The sequence below is a fragment of the Streptomyces poriferorum genome, from assembly GCF_019399235.1.
In the GTDB taxonomy this organism is placed as follows: Bacteria; Actinomycetota; Actinomycetes; order Streptomycetales; family Streptomycetaceae; genus Streptomyces; species Streptomyces poriferorum.
Genome location: NZ_JAELVH010000009.1, coordinates 1 through 25,382, shown reverse-complemented (window position 1 = coordinate 25,382; position 25,382 = coordinate 1). Strand labels below are relative to the sequence as shown.

23 protein-coding genes and 2 pseudogenes are annotated in these 25,382 nt (G+C 70.9%); 11 read left to right on the top strand and 14 right to left on the bottom strand.

From position 1 onward, the window contains the following. Positions 1 to 111: 111 nt before the first annotated feature. The 4 genes from JGS39_RS03180 to JGS39_RS03165 all read left to right on the top strand — a co-directional run bounded on the left by JGS39_RS03180 (position 112) and on the right by JGS39_RS03165 (position 3,585). The gene (locus JGS39_RS03180) at positions 112 to 1,326 is read left to right on the top strand and encodes a PucR family transcriptional regulator (protein WP_219567131.1); all 1,215 of its coding nucleotides are present in this window, start codon (positions 112 to 114) and stop codon (positions 1,324 to 1,326) included. A 215-nt stretch (positions 1,327 to 1,541) separates the two neighbouring features. Further along, a complete protein-coding gene (locus tag JGS39_RS03175) occupies positions 1,542 to 1,805 on the top strand; it encodes a hypothetical protein (RefSeq protein ID WP_219567130.1) in 264 nt (87 codons plus the stop codon). 86 nt (positions 1,806 to 1,891) lie between these two features. Continuing rightward, positions 1,892 to 2,365, top strand: a complete 474-nt coding sequence (locus tag JGS39_RS03170) for an SCP2 sterol-binding domain-containing protein (RefSeq protein ID WP_219567129.1) — start codon at positions 1,892 to 1,894, stop codon at positions 2,363 to 2,365. Between the two features lie 5 nt (positions 2,366 to 2,370). Next, positions 2,371 to 3,585 (top strand): acyl-CoA dehydrogenase family protein, encoded by a 1,215-nt coding sequence (locus JGS39_RS03165; protein ID WP_219567128.1) that lies wholly within the window; start codon positions 2,371 to 2,373, stop codon positions 3,583 to 3,585. Between the two features lie 72 nt (positions 3,586 to 3,657). Here JGS39_RS03165 and JGS39_RS03160 read toward each other — a convergent pair whose 3' ends face one another. Next, on the bottom strand, positions 3,658 to 4,914 hold the full coding sequence (locus tag JGS39_RS03160) for a cytochrome P450 (protein WP_219567127.1): 1,257 nt from the start codon (positions 4,912 to 4,914) through the stop codon (positions 3,658 to 3,660). Between the two features lie 78 nt (positions 4,915 to 4,992). Between JGS39_RS03160 and JGS39_RS03155 the strand changes: the two genes are divergently transcribed. Continuing rightward, a complete protein-coding gene (locus JGS39_RS03155; protein WP_219567126.1) occupies positions 4,993 to 5,820 on the top strand; it encodes an ATP-grasp domain-containing protein in 828 nt (275 codons plus the stop codon). 55 nt (positions 5,821 to 5,875) lie between these two features. After that, a complete protein-coding gene (locus JGS39_RS03150) occupies positions 5,876 to 7,948 on the top strand; it encodes an MDR family MFS transporter (protein WP_219567125.1) in 2,073 nt (690 codons plus the stop codon). A 334-nt stretch (positions 7,949 to 8,282) separates the two neighbouring features. Here the strand turns inward: JGS39_RS03150 and JGS39_RS03145 are convergent, their stop codons facing one another. Then, the gene (locus JGS39_RS03145) at positions 8,283 to 8,723 is read right to left on the bottom strand and encodes a YchJ family protein (RefSeq protein WP_219567124.1); all 441 of its coding nucleotides are present in this window, start codon (positions 8,721 to 8,723) and stop codon (positions 8,283 to 8,285) included. Positions 8,724 to 8,949: 226 nt separating this feature from the next. Between JGS39_RS03145 and JGS39_RS03140 the strand changes: the two genes are divergently transcribed. Further along, on the top strand, positions 8,950 to 10,044 hold the full coding sequence (locus tag JGS39_RS03140; RefSeq protein ID WP_219567123.1) for a M48 family metallopeptidase: 1,095 nt from the start codon (positions 8,950 to 8,952) through the stop codon (positions 10,042 to 10,044). A gap of 52 nt (positions 10,045 to 10,096) precedes the next feature. Here JGS39_RS03140 and JGS39_RS03135 read toward each other — a convergent pair whose 3' ends face one another. From JGS39_RS03135 to JGS39_RS03125, 3 genes are all read right to left on the bottom strand, one after another. Beyond that, positions 10,097 to 10,903: an SAM-dependent methyltransferase gene (locus tag JGS39_RS03135; protein WP_219567122.1), complete on the bottom strand. Its 807-nt coding sequence runs from the start codon at positions 10,901 to 10,903 to the stop codon at positions 10,097 to 10,099. A 97-nt stretch (positions 10,904 to 11,000) separates the two neighbouring features. Next, the gene (locus JGS39_RS03130) at positions 11,001 to 11,237 is read right to left on the bottom strand and encodes a DUF397 domain-containing protein (RefSeq protein WP_219567121.1); all 237 of its coding nucleotides are present in this window, start codon (positions 11,235 to 11,237) and stop codon (positions 11,001 to 11,003) included. After that, positions 11,237 to 12,097, bottom strand: coding sequence for a Sco1979 family transcriptional regulator (locus tag JGS39_RS03125; protein WP_219567120.1), 861 nt, complete (start codon positions 12,095 to 12,097; stop codon positions 11,237 to 11,239). The genes JGS39_RS03130 and JGS39_RS03125 overlap by 1 nt, the downstream gene beginning before the upstream one ends. 203 nt (positions 12,098 to 12,300) lie before the next feature. On the opposite strand from JGS39_RS03125, the gene JGS39_RS03120 reads away from it, so the two are divergent. Further along, positions 12,301 to 12,759, top strand: coding sequence for an ATP-binding protein (locus JGS39_RS03120; RefSeq protein ID WP_219567119.1), 459 nt, complete (start codon positions 12,301 to 12,303; stop codon positions 12,757 to 12,759). Continuing rightward, positions 12,753 to 13,193 carry a hypothetical protein gene (locus JGS39_RS03115; protein WP_219567118.1) on the top strand — a complete coding sequence of 147 codons (441 nt, stop codon included), beginning with the start codon at positions 12,753 to 12,755 and terminating at the stop codon, positions 13,191 to 13,193. The genes JGS39_RS03120 and JGS39_RS03115 overlap by 7 nt, the downstream gene beginning before the upstream one ends. 80 nt (positions 13,194 to 13,273) lie before the next feature. On the opposite strand, the pseudogene JGS39_RS41810 reads toward JGS39_RS03115, so the two are convergent. Beyond that, a pseudogene (locus JGS39_RS41810) lies at positions 13,274 to 13,648 on the bottom strand (carbohydrate-binding protein); the annotation flags it as partial. A gap of 173 nt (positions 13,649 to 13,821) precedes the next feature. On the opposite strand from JGS39_RS41810, the gene JGS39_RS03110 reads away from it, so the two are divergent. Next, the gene (locus JGS39_RS03110; protein WP_219567117.1) at positions 13,822 to 17,172 is read left to right on the top strand and encodes a DUF4132 domain-containing protein; all 3,351 of its coding nucleotides are present in this window, start codon (positions 13,822 to 13,824) and stop codon (positions 17,170 to 17,172) included. Between the two features lie 35 nt (positions 17,173 to 17,207). Here the strand turns inward: JGS39_RS03110 and JGS39_RS03105 are convergent, their stop codons facing one another. From JGS39_RS03105 to JGS39_RS03080, 6 genes are all read right to left on the bottom strand, one after another. Then, a complete protein-coding gene (locus tag JGS39_RS03105; RefSeq protein WP_219567116.1) occupies positions 17,208 to 18,548 on the bottom strand; it encodes a 6-phospho-beta-glucosidase in 1,341 nt (446 codons plus the stop codon). An 88-nt stretch (positions 18,549 to 18,636) separates the two neighbouring features. Continuing rightward, positions 18,637 to 20,214 (bottom strand): cytochrome P450, encoded by a 1,578-nt coding sequence (locus JGS39_RS03100; protein ID WP_219567115.1) that lies wholly within the window; start codon positions 20,212 to 20,214, stop codon positions 18,637 to 18,639. 80 nt (positions 20,215 to 20,294) lie between these two features. After that, the gene (locus tag JGS39_RS03095; RefSeq protein ID WP_219567114.1) at positions 20,295 to 20,909 is read right to left on the bottom strand and encodes a GTP-binding protein; all 615 of its coding nucleotides are present in this window, start codon (positions 20,907 to 20,909) and stop codon (positions 20,295 to 20,297) included. Next, complete coding sequence (locus JGS39_RS03090) at positions 20,890 to 21,261, bottom strand: DUF742 domain-containing protein (protein ID WP_136324766.1); 372 nt, start codon at positions 21,259 to 21,261, stop codon at positions 20,890 to 20,892. The genes JGS39_RS03095 and JGS39_RS03090 overlap by 20 nt, the downstream gene beginning before the upstream one ends. Beyond that, the gene (locus JGS39_RS03085) at positions 21,258 to 21,665 is read right to left on the bottom strand and encodes a roadblock/LC7 domain-containing protein (RefSeq protein ID WP_024494673.1); all 408 of its coding nucleotides are present in this window, start codon (positions 21,663 to 21,665) and stop codon (positions 21,258 to 21,260) included. Before JGS39_RS03085 ends, JGS39_RS03090 begins: the two co-directional genes overlap by 4 nt. Next, the gene (locus tag JGS39_RS03080; protein ID WP_219567113.1) at positions 21,662 to 23,278 is read right to left on the bottom strand and encodes a sensor histidine kinase; all 1,617 of its coding nucleotides are present in this window, start codon (positions 23,276 to 23,278) and stop codon (positions 21,662 to 21,664) included. The genes JGS39_RS03085 and JGS39_RS03080 overlap by 4 nt, the downstream gene beginning before the upstream one ends. Before the next feature lie 494 nt (positions 23,279 to 23,772). On the opposite strand from JGS39_RS03080, the gene JGS39_RS03075 reads away from it, so the two are divergent. Continuing rightward, positions 23,773 to 24,531 carry an IclR family transcriptional regulator gene (locus JGS39_RS03075; RefSeq protein ID WP_219567112.1) on the top strand — a complete coding sequence of 253 codons (759 nt, stop codon included), beginning with the start codon at positions 23,773 to 23,775 and terminating at the stop codon, positions 24,529 to 24,531. A gap of 51 nt (positions 24,532 to 24,582) precedes the next feature. On the opposite strand, the gene JGS39_RS03070 is transcribed toward JGS39_RS03075, so the two are convergent. Both JGS39_RS03070 and JGS39_RS41570 read right to left on the bottom strand, forming a co-directional pair. Further along, on the bottom strand, positions 24,583 to 25,089 hold the full coding sequence (locus JGS39_RS03070; RefSeq protein ID WP_219567111.1) for a MarR family winged helix-turn-helix transcriptional regulator: 507 nt from the start codon (positions 25,087 to 25,089) through the stop codon (positions 24,583 to 24,585). Continuing rightward, positions 25,086 to 25,382: pseudogene (locus JGS39_RS41570) on the bottom strand (FUSC family protein); the annotation flags it as partial. The gene JGS39_RS03070 and the pseudogene JGS39_RS41570, both read right to left, overlap by 4 nt.

Below are 25,382 nucleotides of genomic sequence, written 5' to 3'. Positions count from 1 at the left end.
GCCCGACTTGGTCTATCTTCATCGCGAACTTGGTACGCACCTGTCGGTTCGTGGGAGCGCTTTCCCCCACTGCCTCACCCCCACCGGGCGCCGGAGAGCAAGGGGAAAGTCATGCCGCACCGCATTCATCCGTCCGACGCCGACGATCCGCTGGGCCCTCTCCCGCAGGAGTTCGCCGCAATCATGCGGCCCGAACTTCCCAGTCTCATCAAGGAAATAGGCGTCGAGGTGACCCGGGCGTATCCGGTGTACGCGCGTCTGCTCGACGGCCCCAACGGACAGGCGTTACGGGTCGGCGTGGAGCAGAGCCTCGCCTCCTTCGTCGACCTGGTCGCGGAGCCCTCCACGTCCACCAGCCTGCGCGACGACATGTGCCGGCGCTTCGGCCGGTTCGAGGCCTACGAGGGCCGGAGCATGGAGGCGCTTCAGGGGGCCTACCGCCTCGGCGCCCGGGTGGCGCTGCGCCGCGCGAAGAAGGTCGGCCGGAGCTACAGCTTCTCGCCCGCTCTCATGCTCAGCTTCGCCGACGCGCTCTTCGCCTATGTCGACGAACTGGAATCGCTGTCGCGGGAAGGCTTCCTCGAGGTCCAGTCCCAGTCGGGCGAGCAGAGCGAGGCCACGCGCAGGCGCCTGCTCCATCTCATCCTCGCCGGGCGGCCGGTCCCGCGCACCGCCATCGCCGAGCTGTGCGAACAGACCGGCTGGCCCTTGCCCGAACAGGTCACCCTGGTCGCCGCGCGAGCCCCCGCCGGGCTCGACCGCGTCGACGCGGACCGCGACATGCTGGTCGACCTCAGCAGCCCGCAACCACACCTGCTGATACCGGGACCGCTCGACGAGGCACGCAGACAGATGCTCGAGCGGGCACTGATCGGCACCCGGGTCGCGATCGGCCCCACCGTTCCCACGGCGCAGGCCTCCGACTCCATCCGCTGGGCCCGGCGGGTACTGGAACTCATCGACAGCGGGGTCATCGACGACGCGCCACTCGCGCTCTGCGAGAACCACCTGGTCACGCTCTGGCTGCTGTCCGACCCCGCACTGCTCGACCAACTCGCCCAGCGGGAGCTCGCCCCGATCTCGGGCATCACCGCCACCCGGCGGGACCGGCTGATCGAGACCTTGCGCATCTGGCTCGACACCCGGGGCACAGCCGCACACATGGGCGCCCTGCTCGAAGTGCACCCGCAGACCGTGCGCTACCGCATGCGCAACCTGGAGACGATATTCGGCGAACAACTCACCGATCCTGAAAGCCGGTTCTCCACGGAGGCGGTGCTGCGCGCGCTCCAGCTGCGGTCACGCAGCGAGAACATCCCCCGCTGAGCAGACCTCGGGCCGTGCGGGCCGGGGCCGGTACGGCACAGCGGGTCAACTTACTTATGGGTAAGCGGAAATAGCCGGTCAGTCGCGAACGGTTGCCACACGGAGACGTTCTCAACGAGAAACCCGGAACTGCGTCCCGTACATATGGAGGAGTCGTCCGCCCACCCGGCGGCGCAACGCCCGACCTCCTGGCCACCATTCGAGAGGGAACCCCCATGACCGCCTCACACCTGCTCGTCCCCGTACCGATCCCGGACCGCATCGCGGCGCTGATCGGCTCCTGCATCCCGGCGCACATCCTGGAGGCGGAGTTCGACGCCGAGTGCGCCGCGCGCGAGGTCCGCAGCTTCCGCGGCCCGCGGCTCGACATCGAGGACCAGGCCGACCGGGAGCAGGCCCTCTCCGAGCTGGCCCGCGCCAACAAGGTGCTCGCCGCCCACCACCCCCGGCTGGCAGTGCGCCCCGGCAGCTCCTGGTGACTCCCCCCAGCACCTCCGTCTTGCGGAGGCGGCGTCACGCGCTTACCTTACTCGGAAGTAAGTTGACTCTGGAGTAAGGAACTGGCGTGGCCGACAACAGCAGCGGCAACCTCACCGACGAACTGACCGCACTCGACTTCGCGGCCGTCTCCCCTCAGGAGTTCGCACGGATCGTGAAGGGCCTGTCCGCCAAGCAGCTCGGCGAGGTCATGCACGGCGAGCTGCGCGCCCGGGTGCTCGGCGAGGTCTTCGGCCGGATGAAGCAGCAGTTCCGCCCGGAGGCGGCCGGCCGGCTGAAGGCGCTGATCCGCTGGAAGATCACCGGTGACACCGACACGGTCTACGAGACCGCGATCGCGGACGGCGCCTGCACCATCAGCGAGGGCCGCTCCGACGCCGAGCCGCGCACGACGCTGGTGATGGCCGACGCGGAGTTCCTCAAGCTGGTCTCCGGCAACGGCAATCCCGTGACGATGTTCATGATGCGCAAGCTGAAGGTGGCCGGCGACGTCGGCCTCGCCTCGGGCCTCACCCGCTACTTCGACATCCCGAAGGCCTGAGGCCGATGAGCTACTTCTCCCTCGCCCTGACCGAGGAGCAGCAGGACCTGCGCAACTGGGTGCACGGCTTCGCCGCCCAGGTGGTGCGCCCCGCGGCCGCCGAATGGGACGCCCGCGAGGAGACGCCCTGGCCCGTCATCCAGGAAGCGGCCCGGATCGGTCTGTACGGATTCGAGTCCCTCGCCGACATGTACGGCGACCCCTCGGGCCTCTCCCTCCAGATAGCCAACGAGGAACTGTTCTGGGGCGACGCCGGAATCGGCATGGCACTCTTCGGCACCTCCCTCGCCGTCGCCGGCATCTTCGCCTCGGGTACCCCCGACCAGCTCGCCGAGTGGGTGCCCCAGTGCTACGGCGACGAGGACGACCCGAAGGTGGCGGCGTTCTGCGTCTCCGAACCGCAGGCCGGCTCCGACGTCTCCGCCATGGCCACGAAGGCGCGTTACGACGAGGCCAAGGACGAGTGGGTGCTCTCCGGCCAGAAGGCGTGGATCACCAACGGCGGGATCGCCGAGATCCATGTCGTCGTCGCCTCGGTCGACCCCTCGCTCGGGGCCCGCGGACAGGCGGCGTTCATCGTGCCGCCCGCCACGAAGGGTCTGGAGGCGAGCCGCACCATCAAGAAGCTGGGCCTGCGCGCCTCGCACACGGCGGACGTCTTCCTCGACGACGTCCGCGTGCCCGGACACTGTCTGCTCGGGGGCAAGGAGAAGCTGGACGCACGGCTGGCCCGTGCCCGCGAGGGCGGCAACGCCAAGGGCCAGGCGGCGATGGCGACCTTCGAGGTCAGCCGACCGACCGTCGGCGCCCAGGCGCTGGGCATCGCACGCGCGGCGTACGAGTACGCGCTGGAGTATGCCGGACAACGCGAGGCGTTCGGCCGGCCCATCATCGAGAACCAGTCGATCGCGTTCGCGCTGGCCGACATCCGTACGGAGATCGAGTCCGTACGGCTGCTGATCTGGCAGGCCGCCTGGATGGCCCGCAACGACCGGACCTTCGACGCGGGCCAGGGCTCCATGTCCAAGCTGCGCGCGGGTGAACTCGCCGTCTCCGCGACGGAGAAGGCGGTCCAGATCCTCGGGGGCGCCGGGTACAGCCGCGAGCATCCGGTGGAGCGGATGTACCGCGACGCCAAGATCTACACGATCTTCGAGGGGACCAGCGAGATCCAGCGCCTGGTCATCGCGCGCGCGATCTCGGGACGCCACATCCGCTGACACGGGTTCATGGAACGGCTACCGGACACCGATGCGAGGTCACCCGACCGGCGACCGGACACCGACGTGAGGTCAGGACCCGGCGACCGGGGTGAACCGCACCGGCAGCGAGGCCGGGCCCCGTGTGAAGACGCCCTGCTCGGACGGGGTGAACCCGTCCGCGAGCCGTACGTCGGGCATCGCGTCGAGCAGCATGTTCACCCCGGTCCGCACCTCGGCCCTGGCCAGCAGCGCGCCCACGCAGAAGTGCCGGCCGAGGGCGAACGCCAGATGGTCGGCGGCCGCGGAGAACGCGGTGGTGCTGGTCAGGTCGGTGCGGAAGATGTCGAAGCGGTCCGGGTCGCGGTACCGGGCCGCGTCCCGGTTGGCCGAGCCGATCAGACAGGTGACGGTCGAGCCCGCGGGCACCCGGCCGCCGCCGAGCTCCACGTCCGTGGCCGTCTGTCGCATGATCATGTGCACCGGCGGGGTGAGCCGCAGCGTCTCGGCGAAGGCCCGGTCGATGAGGCTGCGGTCCTCCCGTACGGCGGCGAGCTGCTCGGGGTGGGTGAGCAGGTTGGCGAAGATCGAGGCGATGGCCTTGTCCGTGGTCTCGCCACCGGCGGCGAGCAGCAGGCTGCAGAACGCCTTGATGTCCTCGTCGCTCATCCGGACACCGTCGACCTCTGCCGCGCAGAGCGCGGACAGCAGGTCGTCGCCGGGTGACTCCCGCCGGTCCTGGATGACCGGGATCATGTACTCGGCGAACTCCTGCCGGGTCCGGTCGCCCGCCGCCGCCACCTCCGGGTCGCCCGCGAGGTTGCCGAGGAAGGCGATGACGGTGGTGTACCAGCCGTGGAAGCGGTCGTGATCGGCCTTGTCCAGGCCGAGCATGTCGGCGATGACGAGGACGGGGAAGCGGGTCGCGAACGCGTCGACGAGGTCGGCCTCACCGGTGTGCCGGAAGGTGTCGATCAGTTCGCGCGCGTTGCGCTCGATGACCGGGAGGAATTTCTCCTGGAGGTCCGTGCCCCGGAAGGCCGGGGCGACCAGGGCCCTGCGTACGGAGTGCTCGCGGCCGCTGAGCTGGAGGATGGTCCTGCCGTGGACGGGCTCGATCTGCCAGTCGTAGTTGTCGGTGGTGAACTCCCCGGCCTTGTCCTTGAAGACCCGCTCGACGTCCTCGTACCGGGAGACGACGTAACTGTTCGTGGGCTCGTGCAGGATCAGCGGGTGGCTCTCACGCATGATCCGGTAGGCCCCGTAGGGATCGGCGGCGAAGGCGGGCGAGAGAATGTCGGGAACGGGTGGTGCTTGCGAGGCGAGTGACTCTTGTGGGGCAGACGTCATGACGCTCCAGGGTCGTTGACGGGCAACGCTGCCAAGGTTATTGAGCCACCGTCCGACCTGACACCCCCTGGGGGAACCATGCCCGCCGGCCCGCGCCCGTCCGTTCTCTTCGTCACCGATCTCGCCTACGAGGCCCGCGGACGCCACTACTGCGACGAGGACATCCACCTGACGTCGCGGCTGCGCGAGGACTTCGACATCGCTCTCTGTCACCCCCGCGACGCCGCCGCACTGCTGGAGGGCTTCGACGCCGTCGTCGTGCGCAACAGCGGCCCGGTGCTGCACTACCAGGAGGCCTACGACGCGTTCTGCGCGCGGGCCCGGGAGCTGGGTACGCGGGTCTACAACCCGCTGACCGGCCGTGGCGACATGGCGGGCAAGCAGTACCTGGTCGATCTGAGCCGGGCGGGGTATCCGGTGATCCCGACGGTGGACCGGGCGGCGGATCTGGGGCTGCTGCCCGAGGCGGAGGGCTATGTCATCAAGCCGAAGCTGGGCGCGGACTCGGTCGGGCTGCAGTTCGTGCGTACCCCTGAACTGCCGCCCGGGGCGGACGGCACGCAGCTGGTCCAGCCTCGGATCGACTTCCGCTACGAGGTGTCCTTCTACTTCGTCGACCACGACTTCCAGTACGCGCTGAACGCACCGCACCCGGAGCAGCGGTGGGTGCTGGAGCCGTACGGGGCGAGTGCGGCGGACCTGGCGTTCGCGCGCGCGTTCATCGCCTGGAACACCCTCGACCACGGCATCCAGCGGGTCGACGCGTGCCGGACCGCCGGGGGCGAGCTGCTGCTCGTCGAGCTGGAGGACCTCAATCCGTATCTCTCGCTGGACCGGGTGGGTGAACCGGTGCGGGAGGCGTTCGTCGCGCGTATGAAGACGTCACTGACGGACCTGCTGGGCTGACACGTCCGGCCGTCCCCCGCATGCGGGTGACAGGGGGCGGTGTGAGGGTGCGAAGGTGACCACTGCCAGCGAGACCGCCCCCGCCGCGCAGGCCGCCGGCGCACCGCCCCTGCTCGATCCGCGCCGCCGGAACATCGTCTTCGCGACGATCGTGCTGGGCATTCTGCTGGCGGCCCTGGACCAGACGATCGTGGGCACGGCGCTGCCCACGATCGTCTCGGACCTGGGCGGCGCCGCCCATATGTCGTGGGTGGTGACCGCGTACCTCCTGGCGGAGACCGTGGCGACGGTGCTGGTCGGCAAGTTCGGCGACCTGTTCGGCCGGAAGATCGTCTTCCAGCTCTCGGCGATCATCTTCATCACCGGTTCGTTCCTCTGCGGTCTCGCGACCAACATGACCCTGCTGATCGTGTGGCGCGGCCTCCAGGGCATCGGTGCGGGCGGTCTGATGGTCACGTCGATGGCGCTGATCGCCGATGTGATCCCGCTGCGCGACCGCGGCAAGTACCAGGGTGCGATCGGTGCCGTCTTCGGCGTCTCCACCGTCATCGGGCCACTGCTGGGCGGGCTCTTCACCGACCATCTGACCTGGCGCTGGGCGTTCTACGTCAACGTCCCGATCGCGATCGTGGTGGTCATCGCGGCGGCCCGCACCATCCCGTCCGTGAAGGCGGCGGGGCGGCCGGTCATCGACTACCTGGGCATCACGATGGTCACGGTCGGTGCGAGCTCGCTGATCCTGGCGACGAGCTGGGGCGGCAACGAGTACGCCTGGGGCTCCCCCGTCATCATCGGCCTGTTCGCCCTCGGCCTGGCCGCCCTCGCCGCGTTCTGCTTCGTCGAGTTCCGGGCGAAGGAACCGATGCTGCCGATGCGGCTGTTCAACAACCCGGTCTTCACGGTCTGCTCGATCCTCAGCTTCATCGTGGGCTTCGCGATGCTCGGCGCGATGATCTATCTGCCGACCTATCTGCAGTACGTGGACGGGGACTCGGCGACGCTGTCGGGGGTCCGGACGCTGCCGATGGTCGTGGGTCTGCTGGCCGCCTCGATCTTCAGCGGCAACGTGGTCAGCAAGACCGGCCGGTACCGGATCTTCCCCATCGTGGGTTCGCTCGTCATGGCGGTCGGACTGTTCCTGCTCTCCCGGATGGGGCCGGACAGCGGGGTGTGGCTGGAGTCGCTGTACATGCTGGTGCTGGGGCTCGGCATCGGGCTGTGCATGCAGGTGCTGACGATCGCGGTGCAGAACACCGTCGACTACGCGGACCTGGGTACGGCGACATCGGGCGTGACGTTCTTCCGTACGCTCGGCAGCTCCTTCGGTACGGCGGTGTTCGGAACCATCTACGCCAACTCGCTCGGCCCGAACCTCAAGGACGGGGTCGCGGCGGCGGTGCGGGCGGGCGGAGATCCGGCGGTGGTGGCGAAGGCCTCGCAGAGCCCGGAAGGGCTGCACTCCCTCCCCGACGCCCAGTCGGCACCTCTCGCCCAGGCGTACGCCGACACCCTGCACACGGTGTTCCTGTGGACGGTTCCGGTCGCGGTGCTCGGGTTCGTCGTGGCGCTGTTCCTGAAGGAGGTGAAGCTGCGGGACACGGCACGGGCCTCCTCGACCGACATGGGCGACGGGTTCGCGTCGCCGAGCGCCGGGGACTCGGCCCGGCTGCTGGAGTTCTCGGTGGCCAAGGTCCTGCGGCGGGTGGACCCGGACACGGCCCGGCGGATCGTGGCCTCGTCCGACACCCGGCTCGACATGGCGGGGGCCTGGGCGGTCATGCAGGTCGAGCTGTTCACCCGGATGGTCGGTCACGCGGGGCTCCGGCTGATCGCGGCCCGGCACCGGATCCCGCCGGAGGTCCTGGTACCCGTCTTCGACCGGATGATCGAGGAGGGCTATCTCACCGGGGACGGCCATCTGTTCACGCACACCGAGGCGGGCAGCCGGGAGGCCAGGACCATCAACGACGCCTGGTCCCACTGGCTCACCGAGCAGCTGGGCGACCAGCAGGAGCAGGCGGACGACGCCCGGCTGCGCGCCGCGGTCGACGTGATCGCCAAGCGGCTGCTGGCGGAGGATCTGACGCAGGAGCTCTCTCCGGCGGCCCCGGCGGGCGCGCCGGTCTGACCCGCGTACGACCCCGGAGGGAGCGCCGGTCCGACCCGCGCGGGATCCCGGCGCATACCGCCGGCCTAGACCGGCTGCGCACACGGGGCGGCGCCGTCGACCGGCTGATGCTGACGCCGCCTGCGCTGCGGGAGGCGGACGGGATCCGGTCGGGCCGCTACCGGATCGGCGGGGACCGTGTGCCCGAGTCGCCGTCGGCCCGTCTCTCGTAGGCGGATCTGGCCGTGGCCCTGATCGACGGGTACGAGCGGCCGGCCCTGCACCGGCAGCGGGTGTCGGTGTTCGACTGACTACCGGGCGCCTGCCGCTTTCGTCCCGGCCCGCGCGTGAGGGTTCAGTCGGCGAAGACGGCGGTCTCGTAGACCCAGGCGCCCTCGTACCGGACGAAGCGGCTCTTCTCGTGGAGCGAATCGCGGTGGCCGCCGGCCGTGAAGTGCGCCTGGAAGGTGACCGTGCCCGTGGTGTGGAAGGCGCTGCCCTCCGTCGTCTCCAGGATCTCCAGGCCCTGCCAGCGCTGTCCGGGATCGAGGTCCAGGACGGCCGGCCGGTGGTCCGGGTGCCAGGTGCGCAGCAGGTACGCGACATCTCGGACCACGAAGGCGGCGTACCGCGAGCGCATCAGCGCCTCGCACGTCGGCGCCGCCGCCCCGGCGTGGAACCGCCCGCAGCACTCCGCGTAGGTGGCGGGCAGCCCGCACGGGCACGGCGAGGCGGCCGTGACCGGGGAGACGGGAGCGGCAGAGGGCCGCCTGGGGCGTGCGGTGCGTCGGGACATGGGTCCATTGTGACCTGCGGCGGCACCGGACCGGGCGGCGGGCGTCGCCGGTCGCACCCTCAGAACGAGCTCAGAACACTTGTCTTTCCTGCGCGATGTTGATCAGATCGATGCGTGTTCGAGCGGCATCAGCCGTTCACCGCCGGGGGGCATCGTGGAATCCGACCGTCACAGCCGATCAGCCGGCACTACGAGTGCCAGGTTCGCGACAGCAGCCGCGTACGCCGTGGCCGGAGCTGTCCATCTCGTCACAGCCGGGCTGTTCCTCACCGGCCTGCGGTTGACCGTTCTCGGTTTTCGCACGTTCTTCCAGCCGTGGATCGGCGTGTTGCTGCTGGGCATGGCCTTTCCGATGCGTCCGCGGCCCGGGCGGCTGGATCCTGACGCGCCGACCGTGCGGGAAGCCGATGCACCGGCCCTGTTCGCCCTGTTGCACCGCACGGCGGACCTCGCCGGAGTCCGACGCGTCGACGCGGTCCAGTTGACTGCGGACTTCTCGGTGAGCGTCCTCCACTACGGCCTTCGCCGCGGACGCTGCCTCGTCCTGGGCCTCCCGCTCTGGGCCTCCTACCCGCCTCAGCAGCGTGTTGCCGCCGTGGCTCAGGCGCTGGGCGGGGGCGCTCCCCGCAACGTCCGGGACGGCGCGTTCGTCGGCTCGGCCCTCAGGTCCCTGACAGCCGGGTCGCGGGCCGTGCAGGAAGGCGAGCCCTCCGCCACGCCGCCGCGCATCAACCCCGTCGCCCTGGGCGCCGCCGCTGTGGCTGACGGAACGCGACGCTTCGACGCACGGTCGCGGAAGAGTGAGTGGCTGCTGTGGATTCCCAGGACGGCCCTGGCCGCGACGGCCCGCCTGCTGCTGTGGCTCACGGAACCTGCCGCCCGGCGTGCGCTGTTCGAGGCGGACGACGCGTCGGCCCGTGCCGCTTCCTCGCAGGCCGCTCTCGCCGCACTGCGTGACAGGCGCCTCGCACGTGCCGTCAGCGTCGAGATGCACCGGCTGGCCATCGAGAAGCACACCATCGTCAGGGCTCACACCTCCGTGGCCCCGCAGGAGGATCTCTGGGACATGCTCGACGCGCACGCGGCCCGTCTGCGCGCGCAGGACATGCCCCAGCCCTCCGGACCGGACGCACCGAGTGCCGGGCCCGGCTCCGCCGGCAGCGGTTCCTGCGCCCTGCGCATCGAACGACTGGTCCGGGCCCCGCAGTGGCCTGCGGCGATCACGCTCGACGGGTCGGGTCTGGCCCGCATCCGGGAGGAGCTGCACGTGCCCCGGCAGACAGTGGCGCAACAGGTACTGCGTGACGGCGTACAGCTGTAGGGAAGCCGGGCGGTGAGGCGATTGATGTCCTCACCGCGCTTCCCGTCACCGCTCAGCCCTTGCGGGCCACGCCCGCGTACCCCGGGATCGGTTCGTCGCCCGGGACGTCGATGACCTCGCCGAGCTCCGGGTGCCAGTCGGCGGAGAGCGAGACGCCCGGGTCGACGAGTTCGAGACCGTGGAAGAAGGCGGTGAGTTCGGCGCGGCTGCGCGGGCGCAGCGTCATGCCTCGGGCCTTGTACATGGCGGCCGCCTCGGCCGCGCCCTCCGGATCGAAGTCGCCGGTGGTCTGCGAGAGGATGAGGTAGCTGCCGGGGGCCAGTTGGTCGACCAGACGGTCCACCAGTTCCGCGGCGCCGTCCTCGTCGTCCAGGAAGTGCAGCAGCGCCAGCAGGGACAGGGCGATCGGCCGGTCGAAGTCGAGGACCTTGCCGGCCGCTTCCAGGATGACCTCGGGCTTGCGGGCGTCGGCCTGGATGTACTCGGTGGCGCCTTCCGGGGTGGAGCGCAGCAGGGCCGCCGCGTGGGCCAGGACGATCGGGTCGTTGTCGCAGTAGACGATCCGCGCGTCCGGCGCGGTCTGCTGGGCGATCTGGTGGAGGTTGGGTTCGGTCGGTATGCCGGCACCGATGTCGAGGAACTGCCGGATGCCGTTCTCCGCCAGCCAGCGGGTGGCCCGGTGCATGAACGCCCGGTTGACGCGGGCCATGTCACGGCCGCGCGCGTCCACGGCGAGGAGCTGCCGGGCCATCTGCTCGTCGATCGGATAGTTGTCCTTGCCGCCGAGGAACCAGTCGTACATCCGTGCGGGATGCGGCTTGCTGGTGTCGATCTCGACGGGGGGCTCGTGCCCGGTCATAGCGCGCTCCTTGGATCCGTGCGTCGGCGAACAGAGAAACGAGGTCGGTGCGCGGCGACCGGGAACCGCCCGCGCGATGGGGTCGGGTCAGGTCAGGTCAGGTCAGGAGGAAGTCTGCCTGACCTGCCTTGGCGCCCTGTATGAAAGCGGCGATCTCACGGTGGGAGTAGATGAGGGCCGGGCCGTCGGGGTCGGCGGACTGACGCATGGCGATTCTTCCGTCGGAGAGCTTCATCGCCTCGACGCAGTTGCCGCCGTTGCCACCGCTCCACGGCTTGTACCAGCCCTCGGAGCCGAGATCGGCGGCCGGCATGCCGTTGTATATGGGTGTCATCACAGCTCCTTGCGGAAGTCCCGGAGGATTTCCTTCGTGCGTTGTGCAGTCGCGGCCTGGGCCGCCATGCGGTCCATGACCTCGAGGTAGGAGGCCACCTCGGGGCGCGCGTCGAAGTAGACGGCCCCGGTCAGGTATTCGCTGTAGACCATGTCGGGCAGTTCGGGTACGGCGAACCGGAACAGGACGAACGGCCCGTAGGTGCCCGGGTGATGGCCGGTCGAGAACTCGGCGATCTGGAGGGTCACGTTGGGCAGCTCGGTCGCTTCCAGCAGCCGGTCGGTCTGGGCGCGCATGGCCTCGGGGCTGCCCACCGGGCGGCGCAGCACCGTCTCGTCCATGACCACCCAAAGCCTCGGTGCGTCCGGCCGGGTCAGCAGGGACTGCCGCTCCATCCGCAGCGCCACATGGCGTTCGATGTCTTCGGGCCTGGTCTGGCCGATGGCTCCGGTGCGCATCACCGAGCGCGCGTAGTCCTCGGTCTGCAGGAGTCCGGGGACGAAGTGCGGCTCGTACATGCGCAGGAGGCTGGCGGCGCCCTCCAGGCTGACGTACATGCTGAACCAGTCGGGCAGCACGTCGTGGAAGCGCTGCCACCAGCCCGGCTTGTTGGCCTCCTCGGTGAGGTCGACGAAGGCGTCGGTCTCCTCCTCGGCGATCCCGTAGGCCCTCAGGAGCGACTGCACGTAGGGAATTTTGAGAGCGACCTCGGCGGTCTCCATCCTGCGGATCGTCGCCGGAGCGACGCGGAGCACCTTGGCTGCCTGGTCCCGGCTCAGGCCGACACGCTCCCGCAGATCCTGCAGACGCTTGCCGAGAACGACCTGACCCACGGTCGGGGCGGACCGCGGTTCGCTCACTTCAGACCTCCCCATGCGCTGTTTGGCAGCAGTGTGCCATGCGCGTGCCACCAAGAACACTGCCACTCTGAATTTTTCAGAGTGCCTCTTGCCAAGTGTTCGCGACAGGGGGAGAGTTGGTGTGAACCAGTTCACTCGTCATGCCCGCCCTCTTTCAGGAAGATCGCGAAGCGTGACACAGCCCCCACTGTGAGGATTCGGTCGTGGCACCTGGCAGTGCGCTCATCCCCCGGCTCATGGACCTCAGCCCCGGGACGGAAGCGCTCAGATACTGCTTCGCGCTGCCCGCGCAGCCCGAGTCGGTCGCCGGTGCCCGGCGGCTGACGCGGGCCCGCCTGGACGAGTGGCGGCTCGACGACGACGCCCACGACGCGGCGGTCCTCATCGTGTCCGAGCTGGTCACCAACGCGGTGGTGCACACCGCCAGCGCGCGCGTCGTGTGCGAGTTGCGCTGCCTCGAGACCCGGCTGCGCATAGCCGTGCAGGACCAAGGACACCAGCCCGGCGGGCCACGTCTGGGCGCCGGAGCCGACGACGAGCACGGACGCGGCCTGCTGCTCGTCGACGCGATGTGCAGCGCCTGGGGGTCCCGCGACGCCGGGAACGGCTCGGGCCGCATCGTCTGGGCGGAACTGCCGCACAGCTCGGAGCACTCATGCTGAAGAACGCCATGTCCCATCTGCTCGGATCCCGGCGCTCCCGTGAACCCGGCTGCGCCGCCGGCGTCGGCCTGGTGCAACTGCCGCTGCCGGCCGCGCTCTCGGCGAGCCTGGGCTGTGACGCGGTGGGCGTGCCCGCGCGCTACGGCTTCCGCCTGATGTCCCATCTTCCGCGTACGGGCTGCGTCTTCGCGGACGCGGACCGCTGGTGGTGGATCGTGCCGTCCGGCTCCGACCTCGATCTGGACTGGCCGGCGCAGGCCGCCTACGCGCGCGGGGCGTACGTTCCCGCCGTACGGCCCCGGCTGATCCACCAGCCCGACAGCCGCACGCCGTACACCCCGCCCATTCCGCTGTTCCTCATGGTCTGCCAGGTGATGGGTGTGACGCCTTCATGGGCGCCCACGGGCGGGCCGAGCGTCGTCTCCGCTCCGTGAGCGCGTTTCCGTGCGGTTGGGGGCCCGGGCATGGGACGACGCCCCCGCCCCCAACCGTGTGCTCGCTTACGGAAGGTCAGCCGGCCGACGGCTGCCGTCCTCTCGCCGCCGGCCGCCACGGCATGAGCGTCGTGCGAACCGGTGACGGGGTGCGGCAGCTTCGCCGACTGCTCCCGCCAGGCGTCCGCGCCACCGGTGGACCGGACCGGCAACACCCCCACGATCCGGCCCTTCGGGCTCCCCAGACGTACCTGGAGCACACCGGTCACGCCCCGGCTCGCAGCCGCGACGCGGACGGTCGTCCGGTCCGCACCCGCTCCGAACCGGATCTCGCGGAAGCCGAAGCGGTCGCCTGATCCTCTGGTCGCCGGGGCGCCGTTCGCCCGTGCCGTGCGCGGGGTGGACCTCGCGCGCAGCGGCCGACCTGCGCTCCGCCCGATCCTGCCACCGGTCACGCTGTGTTGTCAGTGGTCGGTCCTACTGTGGGACCACTGATCGAAGAGCCCGGGGCAACACGGGTCGAACGGGTGGGAAGGGGGGCGGACCTGTGCGTCGCTCGGAGTACGTCGAGGGCAGTGCGCCGAAGTTCCGTGTTACCGGAGCGGATGGGGCGGACGGAGCGGGTGGTGTGGACCGTGATCCCGCGGTGCTGCCCGACGAGGACACGTTCGTGCTGCCGGCCGCCTGGCAGCGCTCGCTCAATCCCCGGCGCGGTGGAGTGGTCCGCACCCCCACCCGGGCCCAGCAGCGGAACCTGGACGCCGTCGAGGCCCGGACGGCCGAGGAAAAGGCGTGGATCCAGGAGTTCCTGGACGCACCGGGCAGTGACGCGAAGCTCGTGGACCTGACGCGGCTACACCTGGCCGGCAGTCATTCACCGGCGGGCGCGGCGGCCGTGGCCGCCATCGTCGGCCTCGTCTCGCCGCACGCCGGTTCCTGGGCCGACAGCTGGGTACGGCTGGGCGGACTCCCGTTCGCGGCCCGTGCCGTGGTGGAGCTGTTCCTGACCGAGGCGCACTGGATGCAGAGCGGATCCAAGCGCTACGACCCCTGGCTGGAATCACGCACCCGCACCCCCCAGCCCTACTGGACGGAGTCATGGCGTCCGGCCGCCGACCGGGTGCGGTCGCTGCTCGCCGCGGCGGACACGGAGACCTACCGGGCCACGGTCGAGGCGCTCGCCCGGTGCCGTGCCGACACCTACCGGAAGATCGTCACGGCCTATCTGGCACCGAGCGAGACCGACTGGGTCGCCGGGCTCTGTACGGATCCCGCAGTCACCGCCCAACAGGACAACGCCGTCCTCACCCTGGTGCACTGCTCTCTCAACTCCGCCGACCAGGCCCTGGCCTTCGCCCACAAGCCCGTCATCGGCCACAGCACCGCCCTGATCGCGACGGCGGCCGAGGGAATCGGCGTCGCCGTCGCCCCGCTCCTCGGTGAGGAACTGCGCCGCGCCCACTCCCCCGCGAAACGCGTGAAGCAGGTCGCCTACGCCCTCGCGGAGGTCCCGGCCGACGAGGCGTTCCTCCTCCTGCTCGGCCACGCGGACACCAAGCATGTCCGCCCGGCCCTCCTGGAGGCGATGCGCCGCTATCCGGTCCGTGCGCTGCGCATGCTCACCGCGGATCTCCGCGCTCCCGGCGGTACGGGACAGAGCACCACGCGTCAGTTGCTGGTCGGGCACGTCGCCGCCCACCGCGCTTTGGTGGAGCAGGTCCTGCCGACCCTCGCCGACGACCTGACGGAGATCGTCGAGCCGCTCCTCAACCCGGCGAACCGGCTGGACGACGCGCCTGTCGACGCCCTGCCGGCCGTGCTGACGGCTCCGCCATGGACCCGGCAGCGGAGCGGAACGAAGCCCACGGTCGTGCCGGGGCTGACAGCCGTCAGCGAGCCCGCGGTGGAGTGGCTGCCCGGCGAAAAGGAGCAGTGGACGGCCACCACGAGCTGGTACACCCAACGGCACGCCAAGGGCGACTGGGAGCAGGAGACCGCCGCGCTGCGCTACGGCCTGGACGCACACGACCTCCGGCCGGCGTGGGTCTATGTCCACGGGCCCGAGCACCTGGTCACGCCACTGCTCGCCGCCTGGGACCCGACCGACCTGTGGGACGGTGCGGACACGCTGAAGCCGATCGCCGCCCGCTTCGGGCTCACCGCCCTGCCGCTGCTGCTGCGCGTCGTGCCCCGGCAGCCGAGTTCCCTCGCACCCCTGCTGCTTCCTTTCGTCGACGCGTCGGTGGCCCGGCACATGGCCGACTGGTCCGCGCGGCTCAAGTCGACTGCGGCCAGCGCCCGTTCGTGGTTCGAGCGGCACGGCGTGCGGGCTGCCCCGCTGCTGGTACCCGATGCCGTCGGCAAGCCCGGCAGGGTGCGCCGCGCCGCCGAGCAGGCCCTGGTCCAGATCGCCGCGCTGCACGGCGATGGCGTGGTGCGGGGTGCCGCCGAGGCGTACGGCTCACAGGCCGCCGACACGGTGGCCGAGCTGCTCGCGGCTGATCCGCTGGAGCGGGCGCTGCCCCTCGTTCTGCCGGCGGTGCCGGAATGGGCGGATCCGGCACTGCTGCCGCAGATCACCGTCACCTCGGGCGGCGCCCTGCCGAACGAGTCGGCTCGCCACGTGCTGACCATGCTGGCGATGTCCGTGCCCGGTGAGCCGTACCCGGGCCTCGGCGCTGTCACGCGGACGGCGGACGCCGCCTCGCTGGCCGAGTTCGCGTGGGCGCTCTTCGAGCAGTGGCGGCTCGCCGCCCTTCCCGCCGAGGAGTCGTGGGTGCTGCACGCCCTGGGCCCGCTGGGTGACGATGAGACGGTGCGCCGGCTGACACCGGTGATCCGGTCCTGGCCCGGCGAGGGCGCCCATCACCGCGCGGTCGAGGGCCTCGACGTGCTGGCGGCGATCGGCAGCGATGTCGCTCTGCTGCATCTGCACGGCATCTCCCAGCGGGTGAGGTTCAAGGCTCTGAAGGTCCGGTCCACGGAGAAGATCGCCGAGGTGGCCGCAGGTCTCGGGCTCACGGGAGAGCAACTCTCCGACCGGCTGGTCCCCGACTTCGGTCTGGCCCCGGACGGTTCCACGGTCGTCGACTACGGGACCAGGACCTTCACGGTGCGCTTCGACGAGCAGTTGCGCCCGTACGTTCAGGACAGCGACGGCCGGCGCCGCAAGGATCTCCCCAAGCCGGGCGCGCGCGACGACGCCGAACTGGCGCCGGCCGAGCGCAAGCGGTTCTCGGCTCTGAAGAAGGACGTGCGGACGGTCGCGTCCGACCAGGTGCGCCGGCTGGAGGCCGCGATGGTGACGGGCCGGTCCTGGACGGCGCGGGAGTTCGGCGAGTTGTTCGTCGGCCATCCACTGCTGTGGCACCTGGTGCGACGTCTGGTGTGGCTGAGCGAGGAGGAAGCGGCGACCACCACGTTCCGGGTGACGGAGGACCGCACGTTCGCCGATGCCGGCGACAAGACCTTCGCCCTTTCCGGGGAAGCGGCCGTGCGGCTGCCCCATCCCCTGCACCTTGGCGAGGAGTTGGCCACCTGGTCGGAGATGTTCGCAGCCCGCGGGATCCTGCAGCCGTTCCCCCAGCTGGCCCGTGCCGTGTGCGCACCGACCGAGGAGGAAGCCGACAGTCACCGCCTGACCCGCTTCGAGGGCCTCAAGGTGCCGACGGGCCAGATCCTCGGTCTGGAGCGCCGCGGCTGGCAGCGAGGGGTGCCGCAGGACGCGGGGGTGGAGCGCTGGATCTCCAAGCGGATCGGCGACGACCGCTACCTGGTGGTCGCCCTGGACACGGGCATCGCGGTCGGGGCCGTCGACATGTTCCCCGACCAGACCCTCGAAACCGTCTGGCTCGACAAGCGGCCCGGTGACTACGGGAGCGACGCCGACCATGCGCTGAGTTTCGGTGAGCTGGACATGGTCACCGTGTCCGAACTGCTCGCCGATCTGACAGACCTCACCGCGGGGGTGGCGTCATGACCGTACGGGCCCGGGCGTCCACCCGGCCGGATGTGTCAGCGCAGGTACGAGAGCCCCGGATGCGCCTTCGTATAGCCGTCGACCAGCCGGCGAGCCACCGAGACCGAGTCCACCAGGGGGTGCAGTGCGAAGGCGCGGACCGCGTCGGCGCGTGAGCCGCTCGCTGCCGCGTCGAGCACCGCGCGTTCGACGGCCTTCACCGCGGTGACCAGGCCGACGGCGTGGTACGGGAGCGGATCGACGGCGACGGGGTGGGCGCCGTTCGCGTCGACGAGGCAGGGGGCCTCGATCACCGCGTCCGCGTCGAGCACCGCGAGGGTGGTCCGGTTGCGGACGTTGAGGATCAGGGACGTCCGCTCGTTGCGGGCGACGGCCCGCATCAGGGCGAGCGCGACCTGCTCGTAGCCACCGGAGTCCAGATCGCTCTCGTCCCGCTCCCCCGCACCCGCGACATCCCGGTTCTCCGACATGTACGTCGCCTCGCGCTCGGCGCGGGTGCGGTCCCAGGTGGCCAGGGCCGGTGTGGCCGGGTCCTTCATCCGGCCGTAGAACCCCTCCTGCTGTTCGCGGAGGAAGGAGCCACGGGTCTGCTCGGCGTCCTGATAGGCGCGGACCGCCTCGCGGTTGAAGTAGTAGTAGTGCAGGTATTCGTTCGGGATCGCGCCCAGGGAGCGCAGCCAGTCGGTGCCGAAGAGCCGGCCCTCCTCGAAGGAGCCGAGCAGCTCCGGGTCGGCGAGCAGGCGCGGGAGTTCGTCGCGGCCCTCGACGTACAGCCCGCGCACCCAGCCGAGGTGGTTGAGGCCGACGTAGTCGATCCGCGCCCGGTCGGGGTCGGCGCCGAGCACGCGGGCGATGCGGCGGCCGAGGCCGACGGGTGAGTCGCAGATCCCGATGACCCGGTCGCCGAGGTGGTGGGACATGGCCTCGGTGACCAGGCCCGCGGGGTTCGTGAAGTTGATGACCCAGGCCTGCGGGGCGAGCCGGGCGATGCGGCGGGCGAGATCGACGGCGACCGGTACGGTGCGCAGTCCGTAGGCGATGCCGCCGGCGCCCACCGTCTCCTGGCCGAGGACGCCCTCGTCGAGCGCGACACGTTCGTCGGCGGCCCGGCCGGCGAGGCCGCCGACCCGGATCGCCGAGAAGACGAAGTCGGCGCCGCGCAGCGCCTCGTCCAGTTCTGTGGTGGCGGCGACGGTGGGCGCGTCCGGGGTTCCGCCGGCCTGTTCGGTGAGGACCCGGGCCATGGCGGTGAGCCGGTCGACGTCCGTGTCGTAGAGGGTGACGGCCGAGACCCGGCCCTCGGCGTGGTCGGCGAGCAGCGCCCCGTAGACCAGTGGAACCCGGAATCCGCCGCCGCCCAGAATTGTCAGCTTCACGCTTCCGCATGGTACGTGGGGTGGTGGAACGAGGCGCGGACGACCGGCCGGTGGCCGGCCGTCCGTCCGCGCCCGGCTGCGCCGCCGGTCAGTGCCCGTTCCACCAGCGGGTCACGACGCGCCACAGCCTGGCCGGGGCGGCGGGCCTTCGCTGCTGCGGGATCATCCCCGCCGCGGAGCCCTCGCCGGTCCGCCCCTCGACGGATCCGTCGACGGCGACGGTCGCCCCGGCCGGACGCGCGCTCGGTGCCGCGGCCGCCGGTTCCGACGGGACGGGGGCGCGTACCGGGGTCGGCGCCACGTGCCGCACCGCGGACTGCACCTCCCAGTCCTGGCGTGCCGGGTTCGGCTTGCCCATGGACGGCGGTTCCCGGTCGTCCTGCGGGGCGCGCGGCGCGAACTCGGCGGGGAGTTCCACCAGGTGGCGGCCCATGAGGTTGCCGACCCAGCGCAGTTCGCTCTCGTTGACGGCGAGTTCGAGGTCGGGCAGGCGCATCAGCAGGGCGTCGACGCCGACGTCCGCGATGGCGCGGCCGATGTCCTGGCCCGGGCACTCGTGGGGGCCGCCGCTGAACGCCAGGTGGGCGCGGTTGCCCTCCATGTTGGCGTCGAGGTCGGGACGTACCACCGGGTCGGTGTTGGCCGGGGCGATGCCCACGATCAGCGCGTCGCCTGCCTTGATGCGCTGGCCGCCCAGCTCCGTGTCGCCCACCGCCCAGCGGCCGAAGACCGCGGTGAAGGGGGGTTCGTCCCACAGGGTCTGCTCGACCGCCTCGGGGACGGTCATGTGCCCGCCGCTGAGCCGGGCCCGGAAGCGCGGATCGGTCAGCACCATGCGGAGCACGTTGGCGATCAGGTTGGTGGTCGCCTCGTAGGACGCGATGAGGATGAGCCGAAGGTGCTCGGCCACCTCCTGGTCGTTCATGTCGGCGGGGTGCTCGACGAGCCAGGTGGCGAAGTCGTCCGCCGGTTCGCGGCGGCGGCGTTCGACGAGGCGGTTCAGGGCGGCCAGCACGTAGGCGTTGCTCTCGACGGCGGTCGCGGTGCCCCGGGTCATGTCGCGGGCGGCCTGCACCATCCGGTCGTTGTACTCCTCCGGCATGCCGAGGATGGCGCACATCACCATCATGGGCAGCCGTTCGGCGAAGGCGGTGACCAGGTCGGTGCGGCCCTCCCGGCAGAAGTCGTTGACGAGCCGGTTGCTGTAGCGGTTGACGTGGCGTCGCACACCGCGGGTGTCGATCCGGCCCATGGAGTCGGTGACGGCGCCGCGCTGACGCTCATGGGTGGCACCGTCGGCGAAGACACAGATCGGCTGCCAGGTGAAGATGGGCGCCAAGGGGTGGTCCGGCGCGACGCTGCCGTCCTGCAACGCCCGCCAGCGGCGCGAGTCCCGGGAGAACTGCGAGGGCGTACGGGTCATGTGCAGGTTCTCGCTGTGCCCGAGGACCAGCCAGGCGGGTACGTCGCCGTGCAGCAGTACGGGCGCCACCGAGCCGTGTTCGGCGCGCAGCTTGTCGTACAGGCCGTGCGGGTCCTGTTCGGCCTCGGGGCCGTAGAGGCGTCGCAGGCCGCCGGGGCCGATACCGAGGCCGTGGGCCGGGCACTCGGGGGGCGGAACCGGCCCCGTGGCCTCGCCGGGTTCGTAGTGGAATGGGGATGTCACGATCGCTCCAGGGATCAGTCTGCCAAGGGCCGGACGGATGGGGTACGCGATGGGGGCGCGCGGATCGGGTGCGGGCGACGTCAGCCGAGCGGGACGGCCAGTCTGTGCAGATAGCGCATCAGGGTCATCAGCACATCGCGGCTGGAGGCGCGCAGCCGGGCGTCGCAGTCGATCATCGGGACCTCGTCCGGCAGGTCCAGGGCGCTGCGCAGCGCCTCGACGGGGTGGTTCGGCGCGTCGGGGAAGGTGTTGACGGCGACGACGAAAGGCACACCGCGCTCCTCCAGCCGCCCGATGACGTCGAAGCTGACTTCGAGGCGGCGGGTGTCGATAAGCACGACGGCGCCGAGCGCGCCTTCGAACAGTCCGTTCCACAGGAACCAGAAACGCTCCTGGCCCGGGGTACCGAACAGGTAGAGGATCAGTTCCTCGCTGATGCTGATCCGGCCGAAGTCCATGGCGACGGTGGTGGCGGTCTTGCTCTCCACCCCGAAGTTGTCGTCCACGCCGACGCCGGCCTGGGTCATGGTCTCTTCGGTGGTCAGCGGCCGGATCTCACTGACCGAGCCGACCATGGTCGTCTTGCCGACCCCGAACCCGCCGACGATCACGACCTTCACCGCGGCGGTGGCCGTGGTGGGGAGGACGTCCTCGCTCCGGGGGCCCGTGATCGTGTCAGAGTTTCTGAAGTCCATGCATCACCGCTTCGAGGAGGGACCTGTCCGGGAGGGTCGCGCGGACGATCGGCGCGCGCGATTCGATCAGTTCCGTGGCGAGGAGTTCGGTGAGGAGCGAGGTCACCACGCTGAAGGGCAGGCTGAGGTAGGCGGAGATCTCGGCGACGGATAACGGCGCCTGACAGAGCCGCAGGATCACGGCCTGCTCGGGCTGGACCGTCGGCGTCGGCTGCGACTTCGAGACCACCATCGTGACCAGGTCGAGCGCTGCCCGCTCGCTGCCGTCGGGATCGCCGGTGATGACGTACAGCCGTTCCGGATCGCTCAGTGCCGGATCGGCCTTGCGGCGTTCTCGTCGGGAAGAACTCATCCGGCCTGCCCGTCGTGTCGGGGCGGGCTCGTCAGATGGGCGCCGATCCGCACGACCATGTCGCGCATCCGCGATCCGACGAGGCCCGCGTCGACCGTCTCCCCGGCGAGTACCGCGAGGTACGCGCCGGCTCCCGCGGCCATCAGGTAGAAGAACCCGCCGGTCACCTCGATGACGACGAGCCTCATCCTGCCGTCGCTGTACGGGATTTCGGAGGCGACGGCGGCGGCCAGGCTCTGCAGCCCGGCGCAGGCCGCCGCGAGCCGGTCGGCGACGTCGGGGTCGCCGCCGTGCCGGGCGATGCGCAGGCCGTCCGCGGAGAGCACGACGATCTGGTGGATGTCCGGGACGTCGTCGGCGAGTTCTTTGAGCATCCAGTCCATGTTGCCCCGCTGCTGGATCACTTCAGGTCTCCCTTGTCCCACGCGTCGTCGGAGTCTTCGTCTGTCCCGGGCTCCCGGGGCACGCCGTTGGCTGCCTTGGTGAACGCCTCCAGCCAGATGCCGGGAGGCGGCTCCTTGCCGTTGGCCTGACCGTTGCCGTTGCCGTTGCCGTAGCCGTTGCTCCGTCCGGCGCCCGTGTCGGTGGACTGGGCGGGGAGGTTGTGCGAACCCAGCGGCGCGCGGCCGCGGCTGCGGCGCTGCGGGAGTCCGCCGGAGGTCCATTCGGTCACCACGGGGACCTCGTCCTCCATGGCGACGGCCGGGGTGACGGGCCGGGGCTCGGGAGCGACCGGTCCGGTGGCCGGACGGGCGGCGACGGGGCTCGGCTTGCGGTGGGAGCTGCGGGCCGGGACGACGTGCTTCATGTCCACGAGGTCGATGTCGCTGGTGGGCCGCGACGTGGCGCCGATGCCGTGGGCGATGCCGGGCGCAGGGCCGGTGGTGATCATGGAGCGCGGCACGATGAGCACGGCGCGGACACCGCCGTACGCGGACTGCCGCAGCGACACCTGGAGGTCGTACATCCGCGACAGCCGGCCGACGACCGCCATGCCGAGCCGGGGCGACTCGCCGAGGTCGTTCATGCTGGAGCCGGCCTGGGCCCTGGCGAGCATGTTCTCGGCCCGGGCACGGGCCTCCTCGCTGAGGCTGACGCCACCGTCCTCGATCTCGATGGCGATGCCGGTCTGGACCTCGACGGCGGTGACGTGCACGCGGGTCTGCGGCGGCGAGTACCGGGTGGCGTTGTCGAGGAGTTCGGCGCAGGCGTGGATGAGCGGTTCGACCGCGGTGCCGATGATGGCGACCTTGGCGATCGAGTGCAGATCGACGCGCGGGTACTCCAGGATGCGCGACATGGCGCCGCGCAGCACGCTGAACAGCGGTACGGGCTTGGGCCACTGGCGGCTGGGGCGGGCGCCGCCGAGCACGGCGATGGAGTCGGCGAGCCGGCCGATCAGCGCGGTGCCGTGGTCGATGCGCAGGAGGTCGTCGAAGACGTCGGGGTTGCGTCCGTGGTGCTCCTCCATCTCCCGCAGCTCACTGGCCTGCCGGTGGACGATCGCCTGGACACGGCGGGCGACGTTGACGAAGGCGCGCTGCGCGGAGTCACGCGTCGCCTCCTCGTTGTCGATGATGTCCAGCACTGTGTAGACGAGCGAGCGCTGGGCGTCGGAGAGATGGCGGTAGACCTCGTCGTTGTCGACGACGTCCCGCAGCACCTCGTCGGGCGAATTGCCCACGCGCAGCCGGCGGATCGCCGCAGGAAGGAGTTCCTTGCTGATCCGTACCGACTCTTCGTCATATCCGGCGATGCGCCGCTCCAGCGCGGTGACGCGCTGCTCGTAGTGGGCGCGCTGCCGCCGGTTCGTACGTGAGCGGCGGGTGAGTTCGGCGGTGAGCACGGCGACCACGGCGGTGGCGAAGGCGCCGTACCAGACGAGTGGCATCCGCGCGGCCTCGGCAACCAGCGCCACGGCGGCGGCGGTTGCGCCGGCCATCACGACGACGGGCAGCAACACGGCGCGCACGACGGGTGTTTCTCGGTCGATCGGTGGTGATTCAACACGAACCATCTAAAACCTCTGGCGGTTGATTCGGGAGGTAATCGGGAGGTACAGCACTTGCAGGGCAGTAGAGAACAAGCGCTCGAATTCATATCAACTCGGCTTCACTGCGCGTGAGCTTAGTCAGATCGAAACAGTGCTTCGGCGCATTCACCCAACCCCCTGCGCGAGCGCTCCAGCGGTAATACACTCACGAGTTTTCGCACGCACCGCAAACAGTCGTGCGCGTGGAGTGACTAAAGGCCGGGTGTGCGACAACCGCTCGCGTCCGTCCCGCTGTGCGGGACGGACGCGCCGTGGTCCCGCCTTCGACGGGCAACGCCCTGCTCGCAAGCCTTACGGTGACGGGGCGAATCACCGGGCGACTCCGCTGCGGGGGCGGGTTATCGCGTCCCACGGAGCAGGACAAGGGCACATGCGATCGAAGCGGATCGAAAGAAGCGGGTTGATGACCACCGCAAGGGTGGATGCCCATCCGGGACACGAAAGGGAACAGACATCCGATGGAGCCGGCACGGGACTACACCATCGAATCGCTCGACACCGGCCTGCGGCTGATGCGGCTGTTCCTCACCCATGACGTGCTGACCGTCTCGGAGGCGGCCGGGCTGCTCTCCATCGGCCGCTCCACCGCCCACCGGGTCCTCAGCACCCTGGAGGGTCGCGGCTTCGCCACACGGGAGTCGTCCGGGCGGGGCTACTCGGCCGGTCCCGAACTGGTGCGGCTGGGCCGCCCGGCCGGATTCGGCGCACCGGTCCGGGAGCAGGTGGGCGCGGTGCTGGAGGATGCCGCGCGGCGCACCGGTGAGACCGTGCTCAGCGCCGCGCTGATCGGCGATCAGGTCCTGGTCACCGACGGCCGGGAGTCCGGTCATCCGGTACGGGTGATGCTGGAGCGGGGCCGCACCCGTCCCGCGCACGCCACGGCGGGCGGCAAGCTGCTGCTGTCCCGGATGACCGCCGAACAGGTCTGCTTCCTGTATCCCCGGGAAAAGCTCGACGCGGTCACCCCCGGGACGCTCACGTCCCGGCCGGAACTCCTCGCCGAGCTGGGCCGGGTCCGTGACCGGGGCTACGCGATCGGCCGCGGCGAGTCGGTGCCGGGCCTGCACGCGGTCGCCGTACCGCTGGCCGGTGCCACCTGGCGTGACCGGCTGGCGCTGGTGGCGTGCGCACCGGCCGCCCGCGGCGACGAGGCCGCGCTGGAGCGCCGCGCCGGGGAACTGCACCGGTCGGCGGCCCGGTTCGGCGCGACCGGGTAACCGCCCCGGGGGTCCCGGGGCCCGGCTGCGGGCCCCGGGTACCGCGGCCCGTCAGCGGCGGCCGCCGCCGATCCGGCCCTCCAACTGGACCAGCAGTTCGCTGAGCTGTGCGCTGAGCCGGTCGCGGGACTCCGCGTCGAGACCGGAGAGCACCGCGCGCTCGTACGCGAGCTGCTGCGGCAGAAGTCCGTCGACCAGCTCCCGCCCCTCGTCGGTGAGTCCGACATGCGCGACCCGGCGGTCCCGGGCGTCACTGCGGCGGGCGATCAGGCCGCGTTCCTGCAGCACCCGGAGCCGTTTGGTGACCGCGGCGCCGGAGGAGAACGTCTCCCGGGCCAGTTCGCCCGGGGTGAGTTCACGGTCGGTGCGTCGTACGGCGCCGAGCAGGTCGAACTCGGCGCGGGTCAGTCCGGCACCCCGCAGCGGTGCGTCCTCGGCCTGCTGGAGCAGGGCGGAGCAGCGGTTGATGCGGCCGATGAGCTCCATCGGCCCGGTGTCGAGTTCCGGGTTCACGGCCTGCCACTGCCGTACCACCGAGGCGACGATGTCGTCGGTCACACCGCTCCGTTCTCCTGGGCCGGGGCGATCATCCCCTGCCGTATCGCTGTCGCCGCGAGCGTACGGTGTCCGGCCTGCTCTGCCGCGAGCACCGCCTCCTGCGGCAGGGCGCGCTGCCACCATTCGCCGGCAGCGGTGTCCTCCGCCTCGCGCAGTTCGACCAGGGATCCGGTGAGCCTGCGGCGGGCCGCGTCCAGCGCGGCGGGGGCGGGCGCGGCGGCGGCCAGGGTCTGTACGGCGTGGGCGCGGGCCCGCTCGGCTTCGGCGAGGGCCTGCTCGACGCGGCCCGTGGC

Coding starts and splice junctions, on each gene's coding strand:
- JGS39_RS03155 (WP_219567126.1), top strand. CDS start 4,993: ATGCCCGCCGGCCCGCGCCCGTCCGTTCTCTTCGTCACCGATCTCGCC.
- JGS39_RS03095 (WP_219567114.1), bottom strand. CDS start 20,909: ATGGACTTCAGAAACTCTGACACGATCACGGGCCCCCGGAGCGAGGAC.
- JGS39_RS03165 (WP_219567128.1), top strand. CDS start 2,371: ATGAGCTACTTCTCCCTCGCCCTGACCGAGGAGCAGCAGGACCTGCGC.
- JGS39_RS03175 (WP_219567130.1), top strand. CDS start 1,542: ATGACCGCCTCACACCTGCTCGTCCCCGTACCGATCCCGGACCGCATC.
- JGS39_RS03115 (WP_219567118.1), top strand. CDS start 12,753: ATGCTGAAGAACGCCATGTCCCATCTGCTCGGATCCCGGCGCTCCCGT.
- JGS39_RS03075 (WP_219567112.1), top strand. CDS start 23,773: ATGGAGCCGGCACGGGACTACACCATCGAATCGCTCGACACCGGCCTG.
- JGS39_RS03080 (WP_219567113.1), bottom strand. CDS start 23,278: ATGGTTCGTGTTGAATCACCACCGATCGACCGAGAAACACCCGTCGTG.
- JGS39_RS03135 (WP_219567122.1), bottom strand. CDS start 10,903: ATGACCGGGCACGAGCCCCCCGTCGAGATCGACACCAGCAAGCCGCAT.
- JGS39_RS03130 (WP_219567121.1), bottom strand. CDS start 11,237: ATGACACCCATATACAACGGCATGCCGGCCGCCGATCTCGGCTCCGAG.
- JGS39_RS03145 (WP_219567124.1), bottom strand. CDS start 8,723: ATGTCCCGACGCACCGCACGCCCCAGGCGGCCCTCTGCCGCTCCCGTC.
- JGS39_RS03180 (WP_219567131.1), top strand. CDS start 112: ATGCCGCACCGCATTCATCCGTCCGACGCCGACGATCCGCTGGGCCCT.
- JGS39_RS03160 (WP_219567127.1), bottom strand. CDS start 4,914: ATGACGTCTGCCCCACAAGAGTCACTCGCCTCGCAAGCACCACCCGTT.
- JGS39_RS03090 (WP_136324766.1), bottom strand. CDS start 21,261: ATGAGTTCTTCCCGACGAGAACGCCGCAAGGCCGATCCGGCACTGAGC.